This is a genomic window from Collinsella sp. AF23-4AC, from assembly GCF_003462685.1.
Classification (GTDB): Bacteria; Actinomycetota; Coriobacteriia; order Coriobacteriales; family Coriobacteriaceae; genus Collinsella.
Genome location: NZ_QRVE01000028.1, coordinates 10,988 through 11,285 on the forward strand (window position 1 = coordinate 10,988; position 298 = coordinate 11,285).

General features: G+C 63.8%; 1 protein-coding gene. It reads right to left on the reverse strand.

What is annotated here, in order from left to right; all coding sequences use genetic code 11:
- Positions 1-9 precede the first annotated feature (9 nt).
- On the reverse strand, positions 10-298 hold a 289-nt coding region (locus tag DWY05_RS10040; RefSeq protein ID WP_199413375.1), incomplete at its 5' end, for a helix-turn-helix transcriptional regulator.

Below are 298 nucleotides of genomic sequence, written 5' to 3' on the forward strand. Positions count from 1 at the left end.
CTGACGCTCCTATTTGGCAAGGTGTTTTTTAGAATCCATTTTGCGCTCGGCCTCGAAGGCTTGCCTGTCCCAATCGAGCGGAAGTCCGGCCTCGACCCATGCCTCGTAGGCCCTCCTTATGGGCTTGAGCTCCCTTTGGCCCCTCTCCAGCATCGAGATGTACTTCTCGCTGGTGCCCAGTATGGACGCCGCCCTCACCTGGCTGACCTTCGCCGCGCGCCTGGCCGCCACGAGCTCCGAGGCGTCCTCGGGCCTCCTGATCTCGTGCGGGTGCATCAGCGCCCGGTACGCCTCCCTG